Here is a 21,422-nt window from a genome sequence, read left to right as displayed (position 1 = left end):
TTACAGAGCCAAAAATTACACTGTAGAGCTATCACAGTGGTATCGGTAAAAAATGGGTTTTCACACAGCCTGTACGTAAAGCGGACCTTCGCGAAGTGATTTTCCATCTCTAAGGTCAGTAGACTAGCACTATGAAAAATTGCACCCTGAGAGGCCAACCTTTTGTAAGAAAACTAATGCTAGCAGCTCATACTCATACCTATCAACGTCACCGACCAGAGCATACGTTTCTGTATCGATTGGTCGAGCCACACTATCCGACATTCAAGGCGCAGTTTTCACAGTAAGGAAAGTCGCTGCCATATTACGTGGAGAACGTGCGTTAGCAACATGCACAGTAAAAACAGGGGCTTTCTGACTGATAATTCGCTTCTAAAAGGTGGGGCGCTTGACTTCCCCTCCGGTAAATATGCCAAGACTCACTATTTCTCGGCGGGGCACTTTACGGCTGTTCATTAATACACCTGCACCAAAATACAGGCAAGAAGAGAGTAAACAGGCCAAAAAATGATTATATTTGCAGATCTGTAATTCAGTTGGATGCTCAATAACCAAATAGTTCAACTGTCACAAAGGTTAGTACATAGCATTAATTCTACTTATACTTAAGACTATCATCAGCAATAACCAGGCAGGCTGGCAGTGCCAGCAGAAAAAGCAAAGTAAGTCAGCGAAGGTACCTCGGCTTCATGTGTCCAAATCCCTATTAGTTGGTCAACGTATTCGTTTTTTCGTGCACTGCACCGCACAAAAGCGATAAGGAGCACGTCTGCTGACAGGTATCGCAAGAGTTGTTCCAATTCTGTGGGGGCTGATGAATAGAGGGAAAAGGGACGTAGTTGTAACAGAAAAGCCGATGATTTCTCATCGGCTTAATAAATAACAGCGTGGAATCGATTCAGGCTGTTTGGCGTTTTCTTACCAGTAACAAGAGTAAACCAGCTCCGAGTATCAGCACTGCAGGTGGCGCAGACGCATCAATCGGGTCAGTTACTATTGAGCCGCCGTTAACCGTCAGCGAATCAATCTGAACTACTTCACCGTCAGACCCTTTACCCACCAGGAAATAAAGCGAACCCGAGGTATTAAAGGCGGGAGTTAACGTGCTGGAACGGCTGAAGCCCAGTGAACTAATGGTGTGGTCCATGGATTTCGCCATAAGATCAAACGACAACATCAGATTCAATTGTGAGCCTATCGCTTGAGTAGCGCCGTAAGTTAAGGTGGTTCCACCTGTACCTAAAACAAAGCTAGCGGCGCCTGTCGTGTAGCTGCCGTTGGTATACTCGCTGCTTCTGTTTCCGTCCCAACTGGTGAAGGTTTCAAGGTTGGTTCCGTCCCACAAGCCAAACCAAATATCAGAGTCACTGGTAATACGGGTATTAACCAACTCAATTGACCCGGATGTCGACTCTTCCGCTCCCAAACCAAAACCATAATTACTCAAATTCAGCGTAAACAGCGTTGAGTAGGTAGTGCCGCCAGAAAACTGCAAGGCGCTGCCGTTCAATGAGGTACTCGCGCCAGGCAGGCTGACATTGGCATTGGTCAGCAGGTCAGCGCCCGTAATCAATGTGGCATTCGCTGTTGAAAGGGTGAACAGAAGCAGCGTGAACGCTTTGAAGGTTTGGTTGACCAGAGATTTCATAATTAATTACTCACTTGATACGTTAAAAAAAAGCAAAGCAAATAACAAGCCAAAAAATACCCCATTTAAAATCATAAGGTTAAAAGCAATTGCTTCCGAACATGTAAAATAAACCGACATCCTGGAACGTCGCTACGCTCTTCCTCATTGTTTCCTCTCAGCTCTGATTTTCGTAAATGGTAGTGACAGGAAAGAATAAAAAAAGCGGGCTGGTGTGTACGTCAAACCGCCGGTCAGCGATGCTCAAATTCTCTATTCGATTTAGTGGAAAAACTAATCCATCTTCATTGAATAATACCAGTTGTTTCCAAGAGGTTTATCAAACTCAACGACTGATTCTTTAAGTTTTCCGGTGCGTTTAAGCTCATAAAATACATCCGGATGTTGCGTATTCGCGTCGTAAGGTTTTGGCGATGTAAGATTGTAAGAGTAGAATGCAGCGCGTATGTCGCCAGGGCCCCCAATGTTGAAAATAGTGAGCCTGAGTGTACAAGGGCCTTCAGAGCTATCGTAAGTGAGGCCCTTAATACCCACTTCATTTAGCAGGTCCTCTAACTCTGCGCTTGGTGCCTTACCGGACGAGAATCTTTTAAAAGTTTGGCCACTCAGTTCCTCACATGCAGTATCCGCAATCTTTTGAAACTTGCTACGCTCGGCTTCAAACCGTTCTATAGATTCTTCCATAGAGACAACAGGGTTAGTACAACCTGTCACGACCCATGCAATCAGAAACATCGAAAAAATTTTTTTGCGCATAATACTGCCCAACAAAATTGAACCACACCTCTGGACTCTACGAATCACCAGTCTACACCGCCGCTGCCATTTGAACTGCCGGGCTCATAAGATGTGTCACCACACAAATGGCTAGTTTCTCCTGATACAACATGGCGAGATGAAAGCTTCAAACATCGTCTCCTAAAAGCAAATCAATGCAGTGCATGACCATGTGCACTGCACGTCACAAGGGATTAGCCGCAGCAATCTGGACGGCGGGCTTACTCATGCAAATGGGAGTAAATAACCCGTAACGTTTTCATCAGGTTCTGCTTGGCGATTGGCCAGAATATCGAAATATTATCGAAATTATTGCTTTCATAATCTGCTTCAAGCCGCGCGGCCATATCATTCAGTGGCTCAGAGTGAACCGTGTTAATCACTTTCACCAGCTTTCTGGCGCCCATTAGTATTTTGCCATTGTTATCGTCCATCACAGCCTGATCCAGCGCGTCGATGGCCTCAGAGAGGTTGTCCATCAGCACGGTAAGCGACTGTGCAAGCGATCCTACCTGCTCTGTTTGCTGTAGATAGGGCAGTAAATCGAACCAGACATTGGGCTCTGGTGGCAGAGGTGCTTTGGCAAAGGCGGGGGCCGGACGATCAGGTGTCTCGCTGGCGTTTTCTTTCTGAATTTCCGCTTTCTGTGCATCAACCAGCGCCTGTTCCTGCTCGGCCAGCTTGCTTTCGCTGTCTTTCAGTTTGGTTTGTGCTTGCTGCAGTGCTTTTTCTTTATTATCCAGCTGGGACTTACTCTGGTTCAGTTCGCTTTCCAGCTTTTTAAGCTGCTCATTAAGCTCGCTTTGGCTACTGTCCTGTTGGCTCATAGACGCTTTGGTTTTCGCGTACTCTTTCTCAACCGCTGCCAGTTTTGCGGTCAGTGCTTCCTGCTTCGCCTGCAGATCATCAATGCTTTGTTCTCGCTCTTTCAGCGCGCTTTGTTGAGATTTTACCTGCGATTGCAGCTTCGCTTCCTGCTCTTCCTGTTGTTTAAGTTTGTCCTTCAGTGCATCGGCCTGCTCTCTTGCCGCATTCAGTTCAGACTGCAACTTCTGCTCTTCGCTTTGCGTTTGCGATACCTTGCTTTCCGCCTGTGTCAGCGCCTGACGGCTCTGCTCAAGCTGCGACTGCATTGAGGTATTCTGATTCTGTGCCTGACTCAGAGCTTCCTGAAGCTGTTTCTTCTGCGCTTCAATTTCTTCGTGGTGCTTACGCCATTGCTCATCACTGCCAGACATCATTTCTTTTTGCTTGGCAGCGCGCTGCGCTACGTCAGACAGCTCCGATTTAAGCTGCTCGAGCATGGTCTGTTGCTCCTGACGTGCCAGCTTCTCGGCATCCATCTGTTTCTGTCGGGCTTCCAGCTCTTTGCGCGCTTCTTCCAGCAGTTGTTGCTTGCCTTCCAGTTCTTTGGCCAGTCGGGATTGCTCTTCCTGACGCTGTTTATCGCTGCTGGACATGGCTTGCTGCTGTTCCTCAGCACGCTGCTCCATCGCTGCCATTTCAGATTGCAGTTTCTCCAGCAGTGCCTGTTGGTCTTGTCTGGCTTGTTTCTCCGCGTCCATTTGCTGCTGTCGTGACTGCAGCTCATTACGCGTTTCCTCTAACTGTTTCTGTCTTGAAGCCAGCTCTTTCTCCAGTGCTTCCTGCTCTGCCTGGCGGGCTTTGTCCGTCTCTGCGATGGCTTGCTGTTGCTCCTCCGACTTCGCTTCCATGGACGTCAGTTCAGATTTCAGTTTTTCAAAAATTGCCTGCTGGCGGGCTTTTTCGGCTTTCTCTGATTCGGTTTGCTGCTTGGCATCCTGCAGGAACGCTTTGGTTTCCTGAAGCTGTTTCTGTTTGGCCTGTAAGTCTTCCTGAAGTTTGGCGTGCTCCTGCTTACGCTCCTCGTTAAGCTCTGCCAGTTTGCGTTGCTGGGCTTCCGCTTCCTCGCGGGTGGTCTGCATTTCTTCCTGCAAACGATCAAGAATGGCCTGTTGACGGGCTTTCTCTGCAGCGGCTTCTTCGTTGAGCTTTTTCGCTTCTTCCAGGTTGCGTGCCGTTTCCGCTAACTGAGATTGTTTTGACTGCAAGGCATCCTGCAGTCTGGCCTGCTCCTCTTTGCGCTCAGCGTCGATACGCGCCATTTCTTCCTGTTGCGCTTTGGCCTTTTCTTCTGCATCCTGCATTTCCTGCTGAAGCTTGTTCAGTACATCTTGCTGCTGCGCTTTTTCCTGTTTGTCTTTCTCTGCCTGCTTGCGAATATCGCTTAGCGCACTCTCTGTTTTGCTAAGTTGTGACTGCTTGGTTTCGAGTTCTTGCTGAAGCTGTTTAGCATAGGCTTCCATGTCGCCTTTTTCTTGCTGCGACATTTTTTCCAGCATCTGCATCTCGTGTTGCAGGTGATCAATGTTGCGGGCTTTTGCTGCCAGCTCTGCCTCTGCGGCTTTACAGGCAAGTTCAATTTCGCGGCGTTGCTTTTCGGCTTTTTCACTGGCGATGCGCTGATTTTTAAGCTGTTCACGCAGCTTTTCAGATGCCTGACCTGAGCTGACTAACTGCGATTGCAGTGTCTGGATTTGACCACTGACATCGGATAGCTGTTGATCTTTTTCGCCGATAGAGTCTTTCAGGCTGCTGATTTGTGTCAGATAGTGTTCAACCTCTTCCTGCTGTCTGGATTGCGCCTGTTTCAGACGTTCGGTTTCTTTTTTGCTGTCATCAAGTTGCGCCTGCGCCTGACGATACTGCTTTTCGCTGTATTGCAGGGCATCCGCGATCTGATTACGTTGCTGTTCGAGACGGCCGACTTTGGCACTCGATTGCTCCAATTGCGATTCAAGCTCGGCGTTCACCTTCTGACTTTCTGCCAGCAGGTTTTTATTGCGGGTGTAATCGCCCTGCAGGCTGGCAAGATGCGCACTGATGTCTTTATGCGCCTGCTGAAGATCACTGATCGTATCCATTTTCACAGACAGATCTTCTTCTGCTTCTGACAGCTTTTGCTCTGTACTGGCGAGGGTCTTCTCGGTCTTCGCCAGCGTTTCAGACTGACGCTCAAGTTTACTCTGACTAGACGCCAGTAATTGTTGTTTCTCCTCGACTTCGCGCTCGGCTGCCTCGCGTAGTTGCAGGGCCTCCATACGGGCTGCGTTGGCTTGCTCTACTGCGCGCAGGTCTACCCACAGACAAATAATGGATTGTAGCTCGCCATTTCTTAGTATAGGAATGAGCGTCAGTTCACAGGGCAGCTCTTCGCCGCGCAGCGTGTGCTGCCAGGTGAATGTCTGTACCTGGCCCTGCATGCGAGCCGTATTTAATTTTTCTGTCAGCTGACGGGCGCGTTCTTCTTTGGCGTTCAGCTTGATATGGTCCGGACCTTTGCCCAACAGCTCATCTTCATCACGAAGCCCGAAAAACGCGCAGGCGGCGGAGTTCAGATGCGTAAAACCATCGTTTTCCAGAATGCCAACCGGCACGCTGGAATATTTCACCAGTCGCTCAAAACGGGTATTTAAGTATTCCTGCTCTTCCCGGCCGCCTATCCAGCAGACAAATTCCTGCGGTATTTCACTGATTTTACTGGCATACAGGGTGGCGGAAACGGGCTTTAGCGAGCCCTTTAATTTCGCTGGAAGTTCCGCAAACTGATCGTGGCGGTGTAGCTTTTTCGCGGCTCTGCCGGCGTCATCAGACTGACTGAATAAATCATAAAATGTGCGGTTTGTCAGTTCATCGGCAGAGAGCCCGAGTTGGCGGGTAACCGTGTGATTCACTTCTTTAATGGCATCGTCACCGTCAAACACCACCACACCCATCGGCGCGTGGTCGATGAAGGTACCAAGGCGCTTAACCGCATGGTCGCGGGATTTTTCCAGTGCGACCTGCTCGCTAATATCCTCTGCAATCACAATCATACCGGTACGTTCACCGTCTTCAGATAATGCCTGCAGGTGCATGCGAAGGGTTTTATGTACATCATCGCCAACAGTAAGCTCGATGACCTCTTTTTTCGCCATCATGGTTTCTACCTGCATATGCAGGTTTTTCAGTTTGTCATTGAAGCACGCCACCTCAGTGACAGGCTTTCCTTTAACGCGCATCGGGTCGGCACCAAAGACTTTGGCGAAATGTTTGTTGCACTCGGTAATTTTCAGATCGGCGTCCAGCAGGTAGCAGGCGTCGGGAATGGTGGATGACAACGACTGAAAGCGTTTTTTAATCGCGTTGGCCTGCGCTGCGCTTTCTGTTTCGGCAAGGCGGCTTACAAGTGTTAGATGAATTAGCGGCTCACCGGCCTCGGTGTGCTGCGCGCGGACTGCATGCACAACAACTGGGATAGCTTTCGATTTGCCTGTCAGTGAGGCGTCTATGGCTTCTGGCTCGCCGTCTTTTGCCCGCTCCAGTAACTGTTCAATAGCAATAATGTCGGCATCGGCGAAAATACCGGGGATTTCACTTATTGAAGCCGGCGGCGTTGCTATCCAGTCGCCTAGCGTCTCGTTTACGGTAACCTGCTCGGTTGCAGTATTGATACGAAGCAGCCCGGTACGTGGTGTGGCCCAAAGTGATTGTAAGTGCGTCGCAAGGGCAGTGCTGGCGTCAAGTTCCAGCTGGAACTGATTTACGTCTTCCAGAATAATCTGGCCTGCGCAGCCAGTTGTCTCCGGCATTTTTGGCATAACGCGAAGTCGGTAGTGGCGGTTTCGTGATGGCAGAACACATTGCAGGGTGCGCTCTTTGGCACTTTCCAGTGCGTTGGTCAGCTCATCCTCTATATCCTGTGGGAATGAGTCAAACAGTACCGCCCCCTTGAGGGTGTCGGCTTTTTTACCCAGTAAATACGCAGCGGTGCGATTCGCGTAAACAATGCGTCTGTCGTCAGCATACAGCACCACCCCGGTGCTGAGGCTGTCCATGCGCGCATTAATCTCATTCAGTTTATCTGTCTGTTCCGCGAACTGACGTTGCTGGCGCTTTGCTGCCATCGATTTAATAACAAAAAGCAGAATAAACAGGACGGCAATAGCGGTCAGTGCGTAGAATACGACAGTAAACATTCCGGGCGACAGGCTTTGTACTTTATCCGTTATCGCCCATGCCGGAGAGGCGAATAAAATCCCGAAAAGCGCATTCAGAAGAGAAATCCGCTTAATCTGCCGTATAGTCACTGTCATGACACTTCCATATTTCTTAGCTCAGACCAAAAATATAGTCTATACCGGATGCATGAGAATGTTTTTGTTCAATTTTTAAAACACGTCTTAACTTTCATACCCTTAATGACACTCATCTCACTCGCGGTGTGTAATCTGCAGTGCAGCAGGAATAAGACGTTTATTTAAGCATCGCCCTTTCTCAATGAATTCCATCGGAAATATTGCAGTAGAGTTATCGCGAGACCTTACTCTGAAGCCGCATCTTGCTGTGCTCTTTTTCTGACTTCAGCGGCAAGCCAGTCGTCCCACTTTGCTTTGTCTTTTTCAAATTTAGCTAATAGTGAGATAAGAAGCGGGCGAGGTATGAAAAACACCTGAGTGCAAAATTTTGAGTTACAACGTGCCCGCTCCTGAGAATCGGCTTCTGCCAGTGCGTCTAACCCCAGTGCCTTCAGGGTTTCTCTGTCATACGTGTATATTGCAGAATTACGCTTGGCACCAAACCCGGGTATCATCGGAAGCACAGTCACCGCCTGGTAGACACGTGGTTTTTCAAACAAGGCTGTCTCGCGTGGCTGCATTCTATAGAAATAGTCCTGTAACCCTGGGCTATCAGCCCCTGACATAGGAATATACACCGGTTGATAGGCTCCGCCATGCCACCCATAAGCGGCACCTTCCCCTAAGGTAATGGATGCAGCGGTAGTCAGAACGTAATTGGCACAGGAGGAAAAGCAGGCGTTTTCCACTCTGACGGCTAAATTGTGCTTAAGTATGGCTTCGCCAATAGTCATTCCCGCCCCAATTTCGCCGCCATCACTGTCTATCACAAGAGTGGTTATTGGCGAAGAGGCGCTATTAAGCGCCGCGATAAACTTATCAGCACCCGCTTTCGTCATGTCGCCAGTGTAGAAGATGTTTTGACCTGAGGTATGCACGCTAGCTTCTTCTGTGCTACCGGAGAGCGCCGCACAGCCGGACTGAAACAGCAGCGTTGTCAGGACGAGCAGGATTGCCTTGAGTCCTGACAAACGAAAACTCGAGGAGTAAGGTTTAATGAAAGCGGTCTTTAATGGCTTTCTCAAGATTATTAAGCTGTTGAACAACATCTTCACTGGCATGCTCCATTTCATTTAAGGCTTTCAACATGGCGGTTGAATCCTGTTTATCCCGCGCTTCCAATGCGCGTTTCCCAGAAGAGTGAACCATTTCGTGAGGCTTTTCAAGGGTGCGAAACGCCTGCAGGTCGCTGTACAGTTTTTTGCCCTCGCCCTCGTAATACCACTTACCCAGACGGCATTGGCTGTGATTGGCAAAGTCGGCAGCAGTTTTTTTCGACTTACCGCGAATGGCTTTATATATCTCGGTTTTCCAGATGATATGGTCCAGTTTCACCGTTTGTACAAAAGTGCTGGCGCTGACGAAACTTATGACCTTAACCATTGCGCTGGAAAGCTGTGATAAGTCGGTAATTGAGCCCTGGATCTCAATCGCGGTGTCAGATACAGCCTGGGTTTGCTGAAGTGACTGAGCAATGCCGTCTGCGGCATTGGTGGTATTCTGACGTGAGGTTGAGGTTAACGCGGAAATCTTCTCTGAAGCTTCTGACGAGCGCGCTGCCAGGGTTCGAACTTCATCGGCCACCACGGCGAAACCGCGTCCTTGTTCACCGGCGCGGGCCGCTTCAATGGCTGCGTTCAAGGCCAGAAGGTTAGTCTGCTCCGAAATATCACGAATTTGTGTGACGAAAGATTCGATTTCATTCGCCGATGTGGTCAGGCTCTCCATGGAAGAAGAAATGCTTTCAGAGCGTTGTGATAAGGCCACCAGCACCTGTACGCATTCGGTCAGCAAGTTCTCAACATGCGTGAAGTCATCAATGGTTGAAGACAGACGCTTTTGTTCCGCTGAAATATCTTCTGCTGAATGCGCCACATCATGGCGAACAGCATCCAACATTCCCTGAGAAAGGAAGAAATTTTCTACTATTTGCTTCTCTACACTGACTTTGTCGGCGAGGTCGGCGGCATCCAGATACGCCTGTTCCAGTTGTGCAGCTTTGTCATCTAATCGACTTTGTAAGCTGGCATTTTCAGCTTTTAGTGCCGCAATTTCCTGCTCATACTCACGTAACTTATTTTTATTCCCGAACACGTTAAGGGCTTCCTTTAAAATAATGCTCGATTTCTATATCGACAGTGTAGCGCCTTTTTTCAGTGTTAATGGCTTTCTGTTGTCGATTTTCCTGATACCGTCATGGATTTATTATAAATAGTATCGACAAGCTCAACGCAGGCAGCCGGGTCGCTGATGGGTACCATATGGCCACGCTCTGGCAGCAACACTGAAGTCACGTCTTTTACCGTATCTTCTATATGCTTCATATGAAGCGAAGGTGCCAGCACTGCGTCTTTTCCTCCAAATAAAATCCCCACCGCGCACTCGATGGTGTCGTATTGACGAAATTGTTTATACAGGCTTTTTTGCGCTGCAACGATATCGTTTGCCGCCCCGAAAAAGGTATCAGAACGCATCGACAGCGCACCGCCAAACTGGGTGGCAAAGTTATGTGGAGGAACATCAGGTGCGAAAATGGCCGACAGATTCTCTCGTGCCTTGCGCATGCGTAACGGCGTAGCAAAAGTAGCGGATAGAAAACGCCTTGTGGCGGGATTGGGAATGTACAGGTTTTTCAGCGGCCCTGCCGCTTCACTGAGTGGCGCGGTTAGCGGACATAGCAGCACCAGTCCTGAGCACCTTGATGGATCCATTAATGCCATTCTCAAGGCAATGGCCCCGCCCATTGAGTGGCCGACGATAAGCGCCCGCTCAATACCGGTACGAGACATCCATTCAAGCAGCATAGACGCCTGCTTTTCGAAATCCGCGCTCTCAGGTTCGTCACGCCTGGCGTGACCCGAACCGGGACGGTCTACTGAATACACCCTATATCGTTCAACCAGCGCCGCTTCCATAGACGAAAAATTATGCAGGTTGCCTGATAACCCATGGATCAGCACTACCGGGGCCCCTTCCCCCGATTCCTGCCAGTGAATACTGCCGCCATCGACGTCGAGAGACTTTCCCGAAGGCGGGAACTGCTTATGAATGGTTGCATCTACCCGGCGGGTGTACATCCATGCCAGGAAAACGATAGCGAGCGCCGCGGCAATAATTACTAATAACAGTGTCATAACGGGTTCCTTAATCTACGCTTTTTAACCATACCATTGCGGCGCAAAAATAAACGATAAAGAAAATGAATGGGGTGATATTTAGTTTCGTTATTGTATTTGTTGTACCGCAGTGCGGTAGTATCTTTCACAATTTAGAGCGACTGACAGTCTGGTGTCAACGCAACAGAAGGAGGCGGCTGTGTACAGTCAGCAATTCTCAGAATACGGCGAAGCCCTGACGAAACAAGACTATGACTTGCCTGAGCCGAAGGGCAAAGAAGTGGTAGTGAAGGTAGAAGCCTGTGGTGTTTGCCACAGCGACTTACACGTGTGGGACGGCCACTTTGATATGGGCGGCGACAATAAAATGGATATTCGCGCCATTCGTGAACTGCCATTCACACTGGGTCATGAGATCGCCGGTGAAGTGGTGGCGGTGGGCGAAGAGGTGTCCGGCGTAAAGCCTGGACAAAAGTACGTGGTGTATCCGTGGATTGGCTGCGGCCACTGTCAGCTTTGCGATACCGGCTTTGAACACATTTGTAACAAGCCCCGCTCACTCGGCTTTGCGGTAGACGGAGGCTTCAGCACCCATGTCATAATCCCCGACGAGAAATACCTGCTGCCGTTAGGCAACCTGCCTGCCTCGCTGGCCTGTACTTATGCCTGCTCCGGCGTGACGGCTTATAGTGCGATTTCACAAATTCAGGAAGCATCAAAAAATGGCGCGGTACTGATAGTGGGAGCCGGTGGTGTCGGGCTTTCGGCATTGGCAATGGCGAAAAGCCTGATTGATGCCCACATCATTGTGGCGGATATCGACCCGCAAAAGCGCGAGCTGGCACTGGAAGAAGGGGCTGATGAGGTCTTCGACCCTGCTGACAGCAATGCGTTTAAAGCCTTAATGAAGTCTACTGACGGTGGCGTGGCTGCAGCTGTGGATTTCGTTGGCTCAGATAAAACGGCCTTGCTGGCTACCCGACTACTGAGAAAAGGTGGTATTGCCATCATCGTAGGCTTGTTTGGTGGCGCAATGCAGATCCCGGTACCCATTTTACCGATTAAAGCTATCACCATTAAAGGGTCGTTTGTTGGCAGTCTGGAAGACATGAAGGCACTAATGGCCTTGGTTCACGAAGGGAAAGTCAAGCCCATTCGTATTACCGAGAAGCCCCTTTGCTGTGCCAATGAAACGTTAAACGCGATGAAGCAGGGACAAATTACCGGACGTGTCGTACTGCGTCCGGATCAGGACAGCGAGGGCACACCAGCATGAATTTCGAGTACAGCGATAAAGTAAAAGCCCTGCGCTCGCAGCTGCAGAACTTCTTTGATAACTATATTTTGCCACGGCTTAGCGCTTACAGAAATGAAGTCCATGGGGGAACCTATCCGGTTTCATTTATGGAGGATTTGAAAGCGCTGGCCCGTGATGAAGGACTGTGGAATTTGTTTCTGCCGTCGTTGAAAGACGATGAACCAGGCACCCGGCTGACCAATCTGGAATATGCGCCACTGGCAGAAATCATGGGGCGGGTGAGCTGGAGCGCTGAAGTATTTAACTGTAATGCGCCAGATACCGGCAACATGGAGTTACTACACATGTTCGCCACGCCAGCCCAGCGCGAGCAATGGTTAACACCGCTGTTAAACGGTGAAATCCGGTCCTCATTTGCTATGACTGAGCCGGACGTTGCGTCCTCTGATGCAACCAATATCCAGACCAGCATTATTCGCAAGGGCGATGAGTACGTGGTGAACGGGCGCAAATGGTATATCTCCAATGCCGCGCATCCGAACTGCAAACTGTTCATTCTGATGGGCAAGACCGATGAGCAGAATCCGGATCGTCACCGCCAGCAGTCCATGATCCTGATTCCGAAAGACACACCAGGCGTGAAAGTGGTGCGCAACTTGTCGGTGATGAACCACACCAATTCTCACGGCCACTGCGAAGTGACGTTCACCGATGTGCATGTGCCGGCAGAAAATCTGTTGGGTGAAGAGGGAGATGGCTTTGCCATGGCGCAGGCGCGACTTGGACCAGGACGTATTCACCACTGTATGCGCAGTATTGGCCAGGCCGAGCTGGCGCTGGAATTAATGATTGCGCGTTCCCAAGAGCGTAAAACCTACGGCAAATATCTGCATCAGCACGGTGCGGTGGCGGAATGGATTGCGAAATCGCGTATTGAAATTGAACAGGCACGGCTGCTGGTATTGCGCGCGGCGTGGGCCATTGATGAACGCGGAGCAAAAGGCGCTGCCGATGAGATTTCGCTGATTAAGGCACTGATCCCAACATTACATACCACGGTGGTGGACCGTGCCATGCAGACTTTTGGGGCCATGGGTACCGGCCCGGATCTACCCCTTGCAGATATGTGGACCCAGGGGCGCGCACTGCGCTACGCCGATGGTCCGGATGAGGTACATCTTCGCAAGATTGCGCGCATGGAACTTAAGCGTGCACAGGAAGCTGGCACTGATCTCAGTCACTATTTTTATACATCGTCAGCAGAGTAACACGCTGGCCAGGACACGTTATTAACTACGCAGGATATCGCCATGAATACAGATTTTACAGAACAGGAACTGGCGTTTCAGAACGAGGTGCGTTCGTTTTTTGAAAACGAGCTACCCGAAAGTGTAACCCGCCGTTTAAAAGCCGGATTGCGCATGGATAAAGCGTCGCAGGTAGATTACCAGCAGGCACTTTACGAAAAGGGCTGGGCTGGCATCAACTGGCCGGTCGAATACGGCGGCACTGGCTGGTCGGCTACACAGCGTTATATCTTCTTTAATGAAGCCGCCCGTGCGAAAGCCCCGCGTATTATTCCGTTTGGCCTGAACATGGTAGGGCCGGTTATCTATACCTTCGGCAACGACGAGCAAAAGCAGCGTTTTCTGCCGGATATCCTGTCCAGCAAAGTGTGGTGGTGTCAGGGGTATTCCGAGCCAAATGCCGGCTCTGATTTGGCCAGCCTGAAGACAAAAGCGGTGCGCGATGGCGATAACTACATTGTTAACGGCGTGAAGACCTGGACCACACTGGGCCACTACGCCGACTGGATTTTTTGTCTGGTACGCACCAGCGACACCGGCAAAAAACAGGAAGGGATCAGCTTTTTGCTTATCGACATGAACTCACCCGGCGTGACAGTAAAACCCATCATCACACTGGATGGCCGTCGCGAAGTCAATGAAGTGTTCTTCGAAGATGTCAAAGTCCCGGTAGAAAATCTGGTAGGTGAAGAAGGCAAAGGCTGGACTTACGGCAAAGTTCTGTTGACCCACGAGCGCAGTAATATCGCTGGGGTGGCCACCAGTAAACAACGCCTGACAGACATTAAAGGCATGCTGAATAATCCGCCGGCCGGCGTGCCGCCGCTGAAAGACAACAGCGTGTTAATGCAGCGCGTAATGCAGACCGAAGTCGAGCTGACAGCGCTGGAATACACCGAGCTACGGGTATTGTCTTCGGTCAGTACCGGTAAAGCACCCGGACCTGAGTCCTCCATTCTGAAAATTAAAGGGACTGAAGTGCAGCAGGCGCTGGACGAACTGTTCCTTGAGCTGGCGGGCATTTACGGATTGCCATTTGTTCCGGAGCAATACGACGATGAAGATCCATCGCTGAAACTGGAGCCGTTCTTTGCGCCGAATGCTGCCCCGCATTATTACAACAACCGTAAAGTGACGATTTACGGCGGCACCAACGAAATTCAGAAAAACATTATCGCCAAGCAAGTGCTGGGCGTGTAAGGAGGACATCATGGATTTTGCATTAACCGATATCCAGGAGATGCTGAAAGACAGCGCCTCCAAATTCATCAACAACGCCTATGACTTTGATGCTCGCCAGAAGCTGAGCGCCTCTGACACAGGTTACAGTGAGGAACACTGGCAGCTGTTTGCCGAACTTGGCTGGCTGGCTCTGCCGTTTGAAGATCAGTATGGCGGCCTTGACGGTACCGCAGTAGAGCTGATGGTGCTGATGGAAACCTTAGGCAAAGGGCTATTGCTGGAACCCTATCTGTCTACGGTAGTGCTAAGCGGTAACCTTATTCAGCGCCTGGGCAACGAGTCGCAAAAAAGCGAGTGGCTTACGGCCATTGCCGGTGGCGAAAAGAAAGTGGCTTTTGCTGGCTTTGAAACGGCCAGTCAAACCGATATTACGTCAATCACAACGCGTGCCGAAATCAACGGGGACAGTGTGAAATTAACCGGCAAAAAGCCGGTGGTGCTGCACGCCCAGTCTGCCGACATGCTGCTGGTGGCAGCGAAAACCAGTGATGATGACATCGGCGTATTTATGGTGTCACCGAAAGAAAGTGGCGTCACCATCGCTGCCTATCCAACCAATGATGGCGGTCGCGCAGCAGACGTGACACTAAACAATGTCACGGTATCTGCAGACGCACGTTTAGGCGAAGGCGAAAACGCGACAGACGCGATAGGCCGGGTACTGGCTGATGCCGTTATTGCCGTGAGCGCCGAAGCAGTGGGCTTGATGGAGAAAATGCTGAATGCGACCGTGGAATACACCCGTGTTCGCAAGCAATTTGATATGCCCATCGCCCGTTTTCAGGTGCTGCAACATAAGATGGTAGATATGTTTGTGGAAGTGGAGCAGGCCCGTTCCATGTTGTATTACGGCGCCATATCTTTGTCAGCAGATAACGGTGTGGATGCCGCAAAAGCGGCGTCGATGGTCAAAGCCAAAATCGGGAGTGCCAGTCGTCTGGTGGGCCAGACAGCGGTGCAGCTTCACGGCGGCATGGGTGTAACCGAAGAGTTGGACGTTGGGCACATGTTCAAGCGTCTGACCATGATCAACACATTATTCGGCTCGCATGATGCGCATATGGATGCACTGATTAAAGCCGAACAAGCAGCCTGATTGACTATCCGCGGAGGGTGTATGGAACGCGAAGTAATGGAATTTGATGTGCTGATTGTGGGGGCCGGTCCTGCCGGCCTGGCAGCAGCATACCGAGCGAAAAAGCAGGCATCAGATGCGGGAAACGATCTGCAGGTTTGCGTTATTGAAAAAGGCTCTGAAGTCGGCGCGCATATCTTATCCGGCGCGGTAGTGGATACGCGGGCACTGGATGAGCTTATTCCCGACTGGAAAGAAAAGGGCGCTCCGCTGAATGTGGAGGTGACAGAAGACCAGGTATTCTTGTTGTCAGACAACCAAAAGTCCCGTCGCATTCCCAATGCGTTTGTACCAAAACCAATGCACAACGACGGCAATTATATTGTCAGTCTTGGGAATGTCTGTCGCTGGCTGGCGGAACAGGCCGAAGCCATTGGTGTGGAAATATTCCCGGGTTTTGCCGCCGCTGAGATTCTTTATGGCGAAGACGGCAGCGTTGAAGGTGTCATCACCGGTGACATGGGCGTGGGCGAGAACGGCGAAGAAAAAGATGGCTACATGCCGGGCATGGCCTTAAAAGCGAAGTACACACTGTTCTCTGAAGGAGCACGCGGTCACCTTGGGAAACGCCTGATAGAGCGGTTTGAGCTTGATAAAGACGCCGATCCACAGCATTACGGCCTGGGCATTAAAGAGCTGTGGGATGTGCCGGCTGACGTCCACAAACCCGGTCTGGTGATCCACGGATCAGGCTGGCCGTTATCGGATGGCACGTCGGGCGGATTTTTCCTTTATCACGGTGACGATCAACAGGTCGTGGTCGGGCTGATTGTCGACTTAAATTATCAAAATCCAAGTGTCAGTCCGTTTGACGAGTTTCAAAGGATGAAACATCACCCGGAGTTAGCGCAGTATCTGAAAGACGGGAAACGGGTTGCCTATGGTGCCAGAGCCATCACTAAAGGCGGCCTGAATGCGTTACCAAAAATGGTATTTCCCGGCGGGGTGCTGATCGGCTGTGATGCAGGCACCCTGAATGTAGCGAAAATTAAAGGTACGCACACGGCAATGAAAACGGGCATGCTGGCCGCGGATGAAGCCGTGAATGCGTTGCTCAACAACGATTCTCCTAAGCCTGAGCTTAGCGGTTTTGAGACTGCTTTTAAAAACAGCTGGGTTTACGACGAGCTCGAACGCAGTCGTAATTTTGGTCCGGCGCTGCATAAGTACGGCACACTGCTTGGCGGGGCGTTTAATTACATTGACCAAAACTGGTTTGGCGGAAAGCTTCCCGTGCACCTTCGCGATACCACACCAGACTATGCGCAGTTGAAACCCGCCGCTGAGTGCGACGTGATCCAGTATCCGAAACCCGACGGCAAGCTAAGCTTTGATAAGCTTTCCTCCGTGTTTCTGTCCAACACCAATCATGAAGAAAACCAGCCTTGTCACCTGAAGCTGAAAGACCCCACCATTCCCATTCAGCATAATTTGCCAAAGTTTGACGAACCAGCCCAGCGTTATTGTCCTGCGGGCGTGTATGAAGTGGTTGAGGAAGCAGGTAAAAAGCAGTTTGTGATAAACGGCCAAAACTGTGTGCACTGTAAAACCTGTGACATTAAAGATCCTGCACAAAACATTACCTGGGTTGTGCCTGAAGGGGGCGGCGGCCCCAACTATCCGAACATGTAAGGACAAAAAATGGCTGACTCACAGATAAAACAGGTTGCCGTTATTGGCGCCGGCGCTATGGGGCGTGGCATCGCCCAGCTTATGCTGCAAAGCGGGCTGAGTGTTGCACTGTTTGATCTTAACCGTGACATGTTAAGTGACGCGCAGACAACCGTCTTTTCGATGCTGGATAAGCTGGTGGCGAAGGGCAAGCTGAGTGAGCAAATTGCCGCGGATGCACGCCATAATCTGTCTTTACACAGCGCAGATGACTTCAGTCCGTGTAGCCGGGCTGATCTGGTTGTTGAAGCTATTGTCGAGCGACTGGAGGTAAAGCAAACGTTGTTTACCTCCCTTGAAGCTATTGTGTCAGAAAACTGTATTCTGGCCTCCAATACGTCATCGTTATCAGTAACAGGAATAGCCAGCGTATGTGAGCACCCTGAAAGGGTCGCCGGGCTGCACTTCTTTAACCCCGTTCCTATCATGAAGCTGGTGGAAGTGATTGGCGGTCAGCGTACAGCACCAGCCGTGACTGACACGCTGAGCAAACTGGTGACATCAGTGGGGCACGTTCCCGTGGTCGTTGCGGATATGCCTGGCTTTCTGGTGAATCACGCCGGGCGTGCCTACAGTACCGAAGCCTTGCAGTTGTTGCTGGAGTCAGTTACCACTACACGGGAAATCGACCGCATTTTAAAAGCGCAGGTGGGGTTCAAAATGGGGCCGTTTGAGCTGTTTGATTTAACCGGGCTGGACGTGTCGCATGCGGTAACCGAGTCGGTGTTTAACCAGTATTATCACGAGCCAAGATACCGCCCGAGCCCGCTGGCAGCTAAACGTGTAGAAGCCAACTTGCTGGGCCGTAAAACCAAAGAAGGGTTTTATACTTACCCTCGTGACACCAATGATGCTGTGGTACGCACTGATGTACCTGACACCCTGCCCAACAGCGTGTGGCTGGATCCTTCCTGCCAGCAATGGGGAGAAGAGTTTGTCGCTACGCTGCACACACTGTGCGATAAAGCGGGCGTCTCGGTGGAAACCACTGACACACCCTCTTCCGATGCATTATGTCTTTGCGCGCCGCTCGGCAAAGATACCACCACCAGCGCCACTGATGCCGGTCTGGATGCCACAAAAGTGATAGCAGTGGATGGACTGTTTGGTCTGTCAGCGCATCGCGTCGTGATGATATCTCCGGCAACGTCAGCTGAATATCGTGATTACGCCCATGCCTTGCTTTCTCACGGCGGTTATCCGGTCAGTGTGCTTAATGACAGCCCGGGTTTCGTCAGTCAGCGGGTGCTGGCGGCGATGGTAAACCTTGCCTGTGAAATTGCGCAGCAAGGTATCGCGCAACCGGCTGATATCGATAAAGCGGTAACGCTGGGTCTAGGCTACCCCAAAGGGCCGCTGGCCTGGGGCAACGAGTTAGGACCACAGCGAGTCCTCACCGTATTAGAAAACCTTCAACAGCTGACCGGCGATATGCGTTATCGCCCCAGTCAGTATCTTCGACGTCGCGTGGCGCTTGGCATGTCGCTTAGCGACACCGGCACACGGGCAAGTCAGGCCTGATCTCAAGGAGTCTCAACATGTTAAACGCCTGGATTTATGATGGCCTTCGAACCCCGGTAGGACGATTCGGTGGTGCCCTGGCAACGGTCAGACCGGATGATTTACTGGCAGGCTGCTTAAGCGCACTGATGGCAAGACAGCCTTTGTCGCCGGATAAACTGGAAGATGTGATTATCGGGTGTACCAATCAGGCTGGCGAGGATGCCCGCAACGTTGCCCGCCATGGCGCACTGCTAGCCGGGATCCCGATTACCGTAGCGGCACAGACACAAAACCGACTGTGTGGCAGCGGCCTTTCAGCCACTATTGAGGCTGCCCGCGCTATCTCCTGCGACGAGGGTGACTGGATGATTGCCGGTGGCGTAGAGAGTATGACCCGGGCACCACTGGTGATGGCCAAAGCTGAAACCGCCTTCAGCCGTCAGTGCACAGTGTTCGACTCTACGATTGGTGCGCGTTTCCCGAATAAGCAAATAGAGGCGTTGTTCGGTCGCGATACCATGCCGCAAACGGCGGACAATATTGCAAAAATGCTGGATATCGGCCGCGAAGAAAGCGACGCCTTTGCCTACCGTTCCCAGCAAAACTATGCTGCAGCCAAAGCGCGGGGCTTTTTCGAAGAAGAAATTACTGAGGTGCAGGTTACCGGTAAAAAGGGTCAGATTACCCGCGTTGTGGAAGATGAACATCCGCGCCCGGAGGTCACCGCAGAAAAGCTGGGCGCATTGAAAACCTTGTTTGATGGTGGTGTGGTCACCGCTGGCAATGCGTCTGGTATCAATGATGCCGCCGCTGCGCTGTTGCTTGGTTCACTGGACGCTGGCGAAAAGGCTGGTATGAAACCGCGTGCGCGTATTCTGTCGGGCGCAGTTGCTGGCGTTGAGCCGCGTGTCATGGGGCTGGGGCCAGTCGATGCAATCAATAAAGCGCTTGCCCGCGCAAAGCTCAGCCTGAAAGACATGGATGTGATTGAGATTAACGAGGCATTTGCTACACAGGTTTTAGGGTGTTTAAAGCAACTGGATATCGCGTTTGACGATGCCCGGGTCAATCCTAATGGCGGTGCGATTTCGGTGGGGCACCCATTAGGCGCCTCGGGTGCGCGGCTGGCGCTGACAGCATTACGTCAGTTGGAGGTAGCCGGCGGCAAGTACGCCGTGGTCAGCCTGTGCATTGGTATCGGTCAGGGCGTGGCGATGGTAATAGAGCGGTGTGAGTAGTTCGCTATCGCCAACCCCTTCGTATTGGTGCCTTTGGCTGTGAATGTTTCTATTTCAGTGGGCTGATAGGTAGTTTTCGTGAAGCTAAAGGTGAGTGACCGGGTTAGTTTCGCTGTCGTTCAACGTCACAGTGGCCGGCGCCCGTATGTGGCCCAGCGCCACAGATATTCAATGGGGCCATAGCCTAATCGTTTGAGGGAATAGGTTCCCGTCACGTTGAAAAAAACGAATACGCACAGTGCGATAAGCAAACCTGTAAAAGGTGAGATTGTCGAGAGCAGGTTAAAGCCGATGGGCAGGAACAATATAGCGTAAACCATGCAATGACCGATATAAGCGGTCAGCGCGGTTCGCCCCACTGGCGCAAAAATTCGCATTACCAGGGCTTTTCTGGGTGAGTAATAAAGCAGAATTAGCGCCAGAGCATAGCCAACCGCGACCAGTGGCACACCAATATATTGCAGAGTCTCTTTTAACCACTCTGGGGTATCAACCACCTCTAACCACATTAGCGTGGTGACAAATTCGATACTCAGGCCTGTAGGTAGGATCCATCGAATATGCCGTTTCATCCACGCGGTGTTGTCTTTCAGTGAATAAATAATATGCGTGCGAACCAGCCAGCTACCGATAAAAAAGCGCCCCAGAATGTAAAGGCCCCACGCGAGGATCCCGGCATGAAGGATCTCCTCTTTTATATGCAGGGACAGCATCGTTTGTAACCACAAAAGGTAGTCACCAGATTCAACAGCGTCATATTGCAATTGAATGGCAGTTTCAGGTGGCATGCCCAGGAGACTGTCACTTTCCAAAAGAGGCCTGGCAAAAAGCGCAAAAATAACGCCCGTCAGCAGCATGGTAGAGGGCTTGATGTTCCTCACTAAAAACAAAACCAGCCCTATTAATGCGTACTCGTGCAATACATCGCCAGGAAAAATAAATATTGCATTGGCAACGCCGAGAGTGAACAGAAAGCACAGACGACGCAGATACAAAGCCGTAAAATTACGGCCGCTTTGTTGGAAGCGCTCCAGCATGATCCAAAAGCCGATCCCAAAAAGCGTTGCAAAAAGGGTATTCGCTTTATTAAGAAAAAACAGATCAGAGGCCAGGACTGTCAGATAATGAAATGGACTGTCCAACCATAAAATGAGAACCTCATCTTTTACCGGCAGTTCGTAAAACGCCAATCCCACAAAGTGCACGATGAAAACGCCAAGCAAGGCGAAGCCGCGAAGCACATCAAGCTCTTCAATACGAGGGAACGCATCTGCTGCGCAGTTCTCCTTCACACATTACCCCTTAAAAAAAGCGATATCTAATCATCGC

At 50.8% G+C, this 21,422-nt stretch carries 14 protein-coding genes and 1 pseudogene; 7 read left to right on the top strand and 8 right to left on the bottom strand.

Annotated elements, in window-relative coordinates; all coding sequences use genetic code 11:
- Positions 1-898 precede the first annotated feature (898 nt).
- The 7 genes and pseudogenes from JKP77_RS17535 to JKP77_RS17510 form a co-directional block, all read right to left on the bottom strand.
- Positions 899-1,648 (bottom strand): hypothetical protein, encoded by a 750-nt coding sequence (locus JKP77_RS17535; protein ID WP_218312467.1) that lies wholly within the window; start codon positions 1,646-1,648, stop codon positions 899-901.
- 273 nt (positions 1,649-1,921) lie between these two features.
- Positions 1,922-2,404 carry a hypothetical protein gene (locus JKP77_RS17530; protein ID WP_218312466.1) on the bottom strand — a complete coding sequence of 161 codons (483 nt, stop codon included), beginning with the start codon at positions 2,402-2,404 and terminating at the stop codon, positions 1,922-1,924.
- A 242-nt stretch (positions 2,405-2,646) separates the two neighbouring features.
- Positions 2,647-7,581 carry a PAS domain S-box protein gene (locus tag JKP77_RS17525; RefSeq protein ID WP_218312465.1) on the bottom strand — a complete coding sequence of 1,645 codons (4,935 nt, stop codon included), beginning with the start codon at positions 7,579-7,581 and terminating at the stop codon, positions 2,647-2,649.
- Positions 7,582-7,808: 227 nt separating this feature from the next.
- Complete coding sequence (locus tag JKP77_RS17520) at positions 7,809-8,501, bottom strand: Clp protease/crotonase-like domain-containing protein (RefSeq protein ID WP_218312464.1); 693 nt, start codon at positions 8,499-8,501, stop codon at positions 7,809-7,811.
- A 115-nt stretch (positions 8,502-8,616) separates the two neighbouring features.
- Entirely contained in the window at positions 8,617-9,006 is a 390-nt protein-coding gene (locus tag JKP77_RS22780) for a CZB domain-containing protein (RefSeq protein ID WP_420840075.1), read from the bottom strand.
- A gap of 24 nt (positions 9,007-9,030) precedes the next feature.
- Positions 9,031-9,522 (bottom strand): annotated as a pseudogene (locus JKP77_RS22775) (methyl-accepting chemotaxis protein); the annotation flags it as partial.
- A gap of 260 nt (positions 9,523-9,782) precedes the next feature.
- On the bottom strand, positions 9,783-10,757 hold the full coding sequence (locus tag JKP77_RS17510) for an alpha/beta fold hydrolase (protein ID WP_218312462.1): 975 nt from the start codon (positions 10,755-10,757) through the stop codon (positions 9,783-9,785).
- Between the two features lie 181 nt (positions 10,758-10,938).
- Between JKP77_RS17510 and JKP77_RS17505 the strand changes: the two genes are divergently transcribed.
- From JKP77_RS17505 to JKP77_RS17475, 7 genes are read left to right on the top strand one after another with little or no spacing between them, the layout of a single operon-like run.
- A complete protein-coding gene (locus JKP77_RS17505; protein ID WP_218312461.1) occupies positions 10,939-12,015 on the top strand; it encodes an alcohol dehydrogenase in 1,077 nt (358 codons plus the stop codon).
- Complete coding sequence (locus tag JKP77_RS17500) at positions 12,012-13,265, top strand: acyl-CoA dehydrogenase family protein (protein ID WP_218312460.1); 1,254 nt, start codon at positions 12,012-12,014, stop codon at positions 13,263-13,265. Before JKP77_RS17505 ends, JKP77_RS17500 begins: the two co-directional genes overlap by 4 nt.
- A 42-nt stretch (positions 13,266-13,307) precedes the next feature.
- Positions 13,308-14,504 carry an acyl-CoA dehydrogenase family protein gene (locus JKP77_RS17495; RefSeq protein ID WP_218312459.1) on the top strand — a complete coding sequence of 399 codons (1,197 nt, stop codon included), beginning with the start codon at positions 13,308-13,310 and terminating at the stop codon, positions 14,502-14,504.
- Between the two features lie 10 nt (positions 14,505-14,514).
- A complete protein-coding gene (locus JKP77_RS17490; RefSeq protein WP_218312458.1) occupies positions 14,515-15,642 on the top strand; it encodes an acyl-CoA dehydrogenase family protein in 1,128 nt (375 codons plus the stop codon).
- A gap of 21 nt (positions 15,643-15,663) precedes the next feature.
- On the top strand, positions 15,664-17,313 hold the full coding sequence (locus JKP77_RS17485) for an electron transfer flavoprotein-ubiquinone oxidoreductase (protein WP_218312457.1): 1,650 nt from the start codon (positions 15,664-15,666) through the stop codon (positions 17,311-17,313).
- A gap of 9 nt (positions 17,314-17,322) precedes the next feature.
- Positions 17,323-18,873: a 3-hydroxyacyl-CoA dehydrogenase gene (locus tag JKP77_RS17480; protein WP_218312456.1), complete on the top strand. Its 1,551-nt coding sequence runs from the start codon at positions 17,323-17,325 to the stop codon at positions 18,871-18,873.
- A gap of 17 nt (positions 18,874-18,890) precedes the next feature.
- Complete coding sequence (locus JKP77_RS17475; protein ID WP_218312455.1) at positions 18,891-20,093, top strand: 3-oxoadipyl-CoA thiolase; 1,203 nt, start codon at positions 18,891-18,893, stop codon at positions 20,091-20,093.
- Between the two features lie 125 nt (positions 20,094-20,218).
- Here the strand turns inward: JKP77_RS17475 and JKP77_RS22695 are convergent, their stop codons facing one another.
- Positions 20,219-21,385 (bottom strand): DUF418 domain-containing protein, encoded by a 1,167-nt coding sequence (locus tag JKP77_RS22695; RefSeq protein WP_218312454.1) that lies wholly within the window; start codon positions 21,383-21,385, stop codon positions 20,219-20,221.
- Positions 21,386-21,422: the final 37 nt, after the last annotated feature.

This window comes from Alteromonas antoniana, assembly GCF_019249295.1.
GTDB lineage: Bacteria > Pseudomonadota > Gammaproteobacteria > Enterobacterales > Alteromonadaceae > Alteromonas > Alteromonas antoniana.
This window is presented reverse-complemented; position numbering and strand designations above follow the sequence as displayed.

Bases quoted from the DNA above. Each gene is read 5' to 3' on its own strand.
- JKP77_RS17485 (WP_218312457.1), top strand. From the start codon at position 15,664: ATGGAACGCGAAGTAATGGAATTTGATGTGCTGATTGTGGGGGCCGGT.
- JKP77_RS17530 (WP_218312466.1), bottom strand. From the start codon at position 2,404: ATGCGCAAAAAAATTTTTTCGATGTTTCTGATTGCATGGGTCGTGACA.
- JKP77_RS22780 (WP_420840075.1), bottom strand. From the start codon at position 9,006: ATGGTTAAGGTCATAAGTTTCGTCAGCGCCAGCACTTTTGTACAAACG.
- JKP77_RS17500 (WP_218312460.1), top strand. From the start codon at position 12,012: ATGAATTTCGAGTACAGCGATAAAGTAAAAGCCCTGCGCTCGCAGCTG.
- JKP77_RS17490 (WP_218312458.1), top strand. From the start codon at position 14,515: ATGGATTTTGCATTAACCGATATCCAGGAGATGCTGAAAGACAGCGCC.
- JKP77_RS17495 (WP_218312459.1), top strand. From the start codon at position 13,308: ATGAATACAGATTTTACAGAACAGGAACTGGCGTTTCAGAACGAGGTG.
- JKP77_RS17510 (WP_218312462.1), bottom strand. From the start codon at position 10,757: ATGACACTGTTATTAGTAATTATTGCCGCGGCGCTCGCTATCGTTTTC.
- JKP77_RS17535 (WP_218312467.1), bottom strand. From the start codon at position 1,648: ATGAAATCTCTGGTCAACCAAACCTTCAAAGCGTTCACGCTGCTTCTG.
- JKP77_RS17475 (WP_218312455.1), top strand. From the start codon at position 18,891: ATGTTAAACGCCTGGATTTATGATGGCCTTCGAACCCCGGTAGGACGA.
- JKP77_RS17525 (WP_218312465.1), bottom strand. From the start codon at position 7,581: ATGACAGTGACTATACGGCAGATTAAGCGGATTTCTCTTCTGAATGCG.
- JKP77_RS17480 (WP_218312456.1), top strand. From the start codon at position 17,323: ATGGCTGACTCACAGATAAAACAGGTTGCCGTTATTGGCGCCGGCGCT.